Genomic DNA, 6,187 nt, shown 5'->3' with positions numbered 1-6,187 from the left:
GATGCTGATAATCTTTGTGACTATCAGTCCGTACTCACAAGCACCCACACGAATTGCTTGATTCAATTTGTTAAAGAGCGTTTGGCCAAGAGCGTTTCGCCTCAACCGAGGCGCGCATTCTACGCCTTCCTCATTTGCTGTCAAGCGTTTATTTTGAAGTTTTTCGAAACCAATTTCTTTCAAAAGCCTTCAACTTCAACAACTTACGCCTGCCTCGTTGCGTTCAACGCTGCGAGGAGGCGAATAATACGCGCTTTGAAATCAGAGTCAACACCTTGATCTGAAAAAACTTTAGAGAGGCCTCTGCAGCGGCTTGGCAACTAAATGCATGCTGCACCGCTCTGTAGAGAATCCCCCCCTTGGAGCGTAACGACCATGAGCGATGCGCAGAGCGAAAAGACCCCTGGCCTGTCGGCGGACGAAGAGAAGGAAGTCAGCCATAACCAGCCGCCGCGGGCTGCGGTACTGCACGAGATCATTCGATACCAGGGCGACCAGGAACTGGAGCGCACACTCGCTGCACTCTGGTGGTCTGCCCTTGCCGCCGGCCTGACCATGGGCCTGTCACTGATGGCCATGGGGCTGTTCTATGCGCGGTTGCCCGAAGGCGGGAGCGCCCAGGTCATCGCCAGCATTGGCTACAGCGCCGGCTTTCTTGCGGTGATCCTGGCACGCCAGCAACTCTTTACCGAAAACACCCTCACCGCCGTGCTGCCGGTCATGACCACGCCAAGCCTGGCCAACCTCGGGCGCTTGCTGCGGCTGTGGGGCGTAGTGCTGCTCGGCAACCTGGCGGGCACCTTGCTGGTAGCCTGGGTAATGCTCGAACTACCGATCTTCGACAGCAAGACCGACGTGGCCTTCCTCGAAGTCGGGCGCAAAGTCATGCAGAACGACATCAGCCAGATGTTCGCCAAAGGCATCGTTTCGGGTTGGATGATCGCCACCATGGTCTGGATGATCCCGTCCATGGAGCATGCCAAGATCTGGATCATCCTCATGATCACCTACCTGATGGCGCTGGGCGACTTCACCCATATCGTCGTGGGTTCGGTGGAAGTGTCCTACCTGGTGTGGGCGGGCGACGAAACCTGGCGCAGCTTCTGGCTGGAGTTCGCCTTGCCGACCCTGGCGGGCAATATCGTAGGCGGCAGTTTCATCTTTGCCCTGATCAGCCATGCACAGGTGCGCAGCGACAGCGGCAAGCCGCCATCGCAGCTATTAAAGGACGAAGAGCGTCGACAAGGCCGGAATTGAACTCAGCGCGCTGCCAATGCCCGTTCGACCGCCCTGCCCCGCTGATGCGTGGGGTGCGGCTGCCACCAGTTCTGGCCCTCATGGGGAGAGTCGATACTTACCCGTTCGCCCATCTGAGGCGTGCTCAGGCGCACCTGGGCCGCCGCTGCCAGGGCGACAATACGTTCGAACGGCTCCTGCCATCCGTGGATGGACAGGTCGAAGGTGCCGTTATGGATCGGCAGCATCCAGCGCCCACGCAGGTCCAGATGTGCCTGCAGGCTCTGCTCTGGTTGCATGTGCACGTTGGGCCAGGCCACGTTGTAGGCACCGGTCTCGATCAATGTCAGGTCGAACGGCCCGAAGCGCTCGCCGATTTCGGCAAACCCCTTGAAGTAACCGGTATCACCGCTGAAGTAGACACGCGTCTGGTCGTCTATCAGCACCCAGGAAGCCCACAAGGTGCGGTTGCTGTCGAACAGGCCGCGTCCTGAAAAATGTTGCGCGGGCGTGGCGACGAAACGCACACCCTCGACTTCGGTTTCCTGCCACCAGTCCAGTTGCACGACCTTTGCCGCAGGCACTCCCCATTCGATCAGCAAGTCACCCACCCCGAGCGGCGCCAGAAAGCGCTCGGCACGCAGGGCCAGTCGGCGTATCGCCTGCTCATCCAGATGGTCGAAATGGTCATGGGACAGAATCACCGCCGTCAGCGGCGGCAACTCATCCAGCGCCAGCGGTGGCGCATGAAAGCGCAGCGGCCCGGCCCACTGCACCGGCGAGGCGCGTTCGGCAAACACCGGGTCGGTAATGAAGTAGCGACCGCGCAGCTTGAGCAATACCGTGGAGTGGCCCAGGCGCCACAGGCTGTGGTCCGGTGCATCGAGCACCTGCTGGCGGGTCATCGGCTGCACGCTGATCGCGGTTGCCGGCCGGGTTTCCGCCGGCTTGCGCAGAAAAAGGTACTTGAGGCCGATGCGCAGCTTCTTGAGCACGCCATCCTGCGGCAGGCTGGCCTGGTTGTGAAAACGTCCGTCCCGCTGTGGCGCCGGTTGGTCGCCAGGATTAGCCGTGGGAGCCATGAGCAGCAGCACTCCAAGCAAGAGGAAAGGCTTCATGTTACCCCACTGGGATCACATCAACCGTGAATTGGCTTGTAAGGTCATTTTTCGTCGATGAAACACTGTTCGACAATATTCACGTGAGTTATGCGATAAACGGCACCCCAGCAGAAGAACAACGACCATGATGGACAATCGCAGCGGCAAGGGACTTTCTTTCGTCAAACGCATCTACCTGCCGCGTGTCATCGGCCTGGGGATCGGCCTGTTCAGCGTAGCCGCCGGCGTGGCACCGCTGGCGCCGCCAACCTGGGTCTGGGTGCTGTTGCTGTTCAACGGTCTGCTGTGGCCCCATGTTGCCTATCTATGGGCAACACGTTCGGCAGCCCCTTATCAGGCCGAACAACGCAACCTGCTGCTGGACTCGCTGCTGGGTGGCTTCTGGACCGCGGCCATGCACTTCAACCCGCTGCCAACCGTGACCGTGCTGTCGATGATGACCATGAACAACGTGGCCGCAGGCGGCAAGCGCCTGATCGTTCGCGGGGTAATCGCGCAGCTGGCCGGCATGCTGCTGGGTAGCGCGTTGCTGGGCACCGGGCTAGAGCTGACCGCCACGGCGCTGCAGATCTACGCTTGCCTGCCAATGCTGACCCTCTACCCGATGGCACTGGGCTGGGTCTGCTACCGCCTGGCGATCAAGCTGGGAGAGCACAAGCGTCGCCTCAGCGCCCTGAGCCTGACCGACAGCCTGACCGGCCTGCTTAATCATGGTGCCTGGAAAGACCTGCTGCTGCTCAGGTTCCAGGCCTGCCGGCACCAACCGTCCGCGGCCGTGATCGCACTCATCGACATCGATCACTTCAAGACCATCAACGACACCTTCGGCCATGTGGTCGGTGATTGTGTGCTGCGCCAGATGAGCGAGGCGCTCAAGCGCACCCTTCGCGAATCCGACCAAGCCGGGCGTTACGGCGGCGACGAGTTCTGCGTGATCCTGCCCGACGCCAGTGAAGCCCAGGCCTGCCAGGCCATGGAGCGTTTGCGTGAGCACGTCGCCAGCTACCGCAACCCACAGCTGCCGCACCTGCGCATCAGCTTGAGCATCGGCCTGGCGGCTTTCCACGCCGACCTGCAGTCCGCCGAGCACTGGCTGGAGCAGGCCGACAAGGCACTGTACAGCGCCAAGCGCCGCGGGCGCGACCAGATCAATTTCGCCCAAGGCGAGGCCACCGCGCTCAGGCTGGCCTATCCTGACTGAGCCTCCTTGCTGATTGCCCGGCTGGGAGTTGCAGTCAACAAGGAGTCGTTTGCGCATGGCCAGGACCGCCAGCCCTCTCCCTCACCTTCACGTCCGTCGTCTGATCGGTTTTTTCTGCGTGGTGTTCGGCGTGGTCTGCCTGATCACCCTCGGCGCACTGTTCAACATCGCGTCCACCCTCGACCAGCAGGAAAAACAACGCAGCGCCTTCCATGCCAGCCAGGCGCTGAAACAACGCCTGCTGGCCTCACGGCAGTTTCTGTCCAGCTATGCAGTGTGGGACGCCGCCTTCGAACACCTGGCAGGCAAGGTCGACTGGCACTGGGCCTATGAAGAAAAGAACGTCGGCGAATCGCTGTACAGTGCCAGCGGCTACGAAGGTGTGTTCGTGGTCGATGACCAGCACACCCGCTACGCGCTGTTCAAAGGTGCGCCTACCGAGGCAGCTGCGGGCAGTTTCATCGATGCGCCCCTGCCTGAAATCATCGCGGCCGCACGCTCAGCCGCTAGCGCTCGCGGGCAGGTCAACCGTTTCGTCCTGTTCAACAACTGGCCGGCGGTACTCAGTGCTGCCGCCGTGCGCCCGGACAAGGACGTCACCGCAGCAGAGGTGAGCCAGGCACCGGTCATGCTATTTATCGACCAGCTGACCGAAGCCAAGCTCGCGCACCTGGGCGAAGTGGCTGGCCTTGCGCACATGCATATAGAAAAGAACGAGGAGCCCGAGCCCGGTCGCCAGCAGATTGCCTTGGGCGACACCGGCTATCGCCTGGCCTGGAGCAGCCCGGTGCCCGGTCGGCAGCTGCTCTGGGCCGTACTGCCGCCCTTGCTCTGCGCGCTGCTGATACTGGGCTTGGTGATGCTCTACCTGTTTCGTCTGGCGTTGCGCAACGCCCGCGTCATCGACCTCAGCCTGCAGCACCTGCAAACGAGCAATCAGGCGCTCGAGGCCAGTGAGCAACGTTTTCGCGCAGTGGCCGAGGCCTGCTCCGACTGGATCTGGGAAACCGACCGACAGCAACGGCTCACCTACCTTTCCCAGCGCTTCGTCAGTGTTACCGGCGACCCGGTCGAGACATGGCTTGGCCAACCCCTCAATCAACTGCTCAGCTGCGAAACCACGCCGTTATCAGCCTGGCTCGATGGGCAGATCGAGGCCGACTCGGAACAACCGGCCAACCTGCGTTGCGCCTACCCCGACCACAACGGCCTGAGCCGCTATTGCCGCATATCGGCACGGGCCATCAAGCTCGACGGCAAGCCCGTCGGCTTTCGCGGTACGGCCAGCGATATCACCGACGAAGTCGAGGCCCACGCGCGCATACAGCACCTGTCGTTGCACGACCCACTGACCGGCCTGGCCAATCGCAACAAGCTGGCCAGGCACCTCGAACAGGCGCTGTTGCGCGGCAGCGACTCACCGCCGCTGACCTTGCTGCTGCTCGACCTGGACAACTTCAAGCCGATCAACGACTCCCTCGGCCATACCGCAGGTGATGCCGTGCTGCAGGAAGTGGCTGCACGCCTGCGCGACACCACACGCGACGTCGACCTGGTGGCGCGCCTGGGCGGTGATGAGTTCGTCCTGGTACTGCAAGGCTTGGATAACCGCAGCGAAATCGACCGCCTCTGCCGGCGCCTGATCGAACTGCTGCAGCAACCCATTGCGTTTGAAAACCAGCAACTGGACATTGGTGTCAGCATCGGCATTGCCCAGACGCGCGAGCCGGGCTTCGATGCTGGCGAGCTGATCCGCTGCGCCGATATCGCCCTGTACCAGGCCAAGGTCGACGGCAAGGGCACTTGGCGCTACTTCGCTGCCGCGATGAACCAGCAGATCCAGTACCGCCGCCAACTGGAAAACGATTTACGCCGCGCCCTGAAGAACAACGAGCTCGTCCTCCACTACCAGCCACGCTATCGCCTGAACGATTTGCGCATCGTCTCGGTCGAGGCCTTGCTGCGCTGGCAGCACCCGCAGGAAGGCCTGCTCGCGCCGGATACCTTCATCCCGTTGGCCGAGCAAAGCGACCTGATCGTTGCCCTCGGCCGCTGGGTGCTGAGCGAGGCCTGCCGCAGCGCCCGCGACTGGCCCGCCCCTCTGCTGGTTTCAGTAAACCTGTCACCTGCGCAATTCATGCGCAGTGACGTGGTCGCCGACATGCGCGAAATCCTCTTGCAAACCGGCTTTCCTGCTCAGCGGCTCGAGCTGGAAATTACCGAGAATGTGATGCTCAACAACATCGAAGGCGCCCTGGGCACCATGCTTGCGCTCAAGGAACTGGGCGTGCGGCTGAACATGGATGATTTCGGCACCGGCTATTCCTCGCTGGGCTACCTGCGGACCTACCCGTTCGACAGCATCAAGATCGACAAGCGTTTCATCGCCGGCCTGGCCAACAACACGGGAAGCGACCGCGCCGTGGTACAGGCAATCATCAACCTGGGTGAGGCGATGGGGCTGACGGTGACGGCCGAGGGCGTGGAGACCGAGCAACAATTGCTGGCACTGCAGAACGACCGCTGCCATGAAGTGCAGGGCTATTACCTGAGCCGGCCTCTGGACAAGGCCGGCTTCGAGCGATTGTTGCAACAGGAGCCTGGCTGGGCCGCAAACGCCTCTTGAACC

4 protein-coding genes are annotated in these 6,187 nt (G+C 61.8%); 3 read left to right on the top strand and 1 reads right to left on the bottom strand.

The genetic code is table 11. The annotated features are described in order from the left end of the window. Window positions 1-375: 375 nt before the first annotated feature. A complete protein-coding gene (locus HU738_RS15295) occupies window positions 376-1,257 on the top strand; it encodes a formate/nitrite transporter family protein (protein ID WP_054886928.1) in 882 nt (293 codons plus the stop codon). Window positions 1,258-1,259: 2 nt separating this feature from the next. Here HU738_RS15295 and HU738_RS15290 read toward each other — a convergent pair whose 3' ends face one another. Continuing rightward, window positions 1,260-2,354 carry an MBL fold metallo-hydrolase gene (locus HU738_RS15290; RefSeq protein WP_186601391.1) on the bottom strand — a complete coding sequence of 365 codons (1,095 nt, stop codon included), beginning with the start codon at window positions 2,352-2,354 and terminating at the stop codon, window positions 1,260-1,262. A 130-nt stretch (window positions 2,355-2,484) separates the two neighbouring features. Here HU738_RS15290 and HU738_RS15285 point away from each other — a divergent pair, with 130 nt between their 5' ends. Together HU738_RS15285 and HU738_RS15280 are read left to right on the top strand one after the other, a co-directional pair. Next, window positions 2,485-3,558 carry a diguanylate cyclase gene (locus HU738_RS15285; protein WP_186601398.1) on the top strand — a complete coding sequence of 358 codons (1,074 nt, stop codon included), beginning with the start codon at window positions 2,485-2,487 and terminating at the stop codon, window positions 3,556-3,558. Between the two features lie 55 nt (window positions 3,559-3,613). Then, on the top strand, window positions 3,614-6,184 hold the full coding sequence (locus HU738_RS15280; protein WP_186601390.1) for a bifunctional diguanylate cyclase/phosphodiesterase: 2,571 nt from the start codon (window positions 3,614-3,616) through the stop codon (window positions 6,182-6,184). Window positions 6,185-6,187 lie beyond the last annotated feature (3 nt).

The organism is Pseudomonas vlassakiae (assembly GCF_014269035.2).
GTDB classification, from domain to species: Bacteria; Pseudomonadota; Gammaproteobacteria; order Pseudomonadales; family Pseudomonadaceae; genus Aquipseudomonas; species Aquipseudomonas vlassakiae.
Note: the sequence above shows the minus strand (reverse complement) of the source record. Positions and strands in the feature narration are given on the sequence as shown.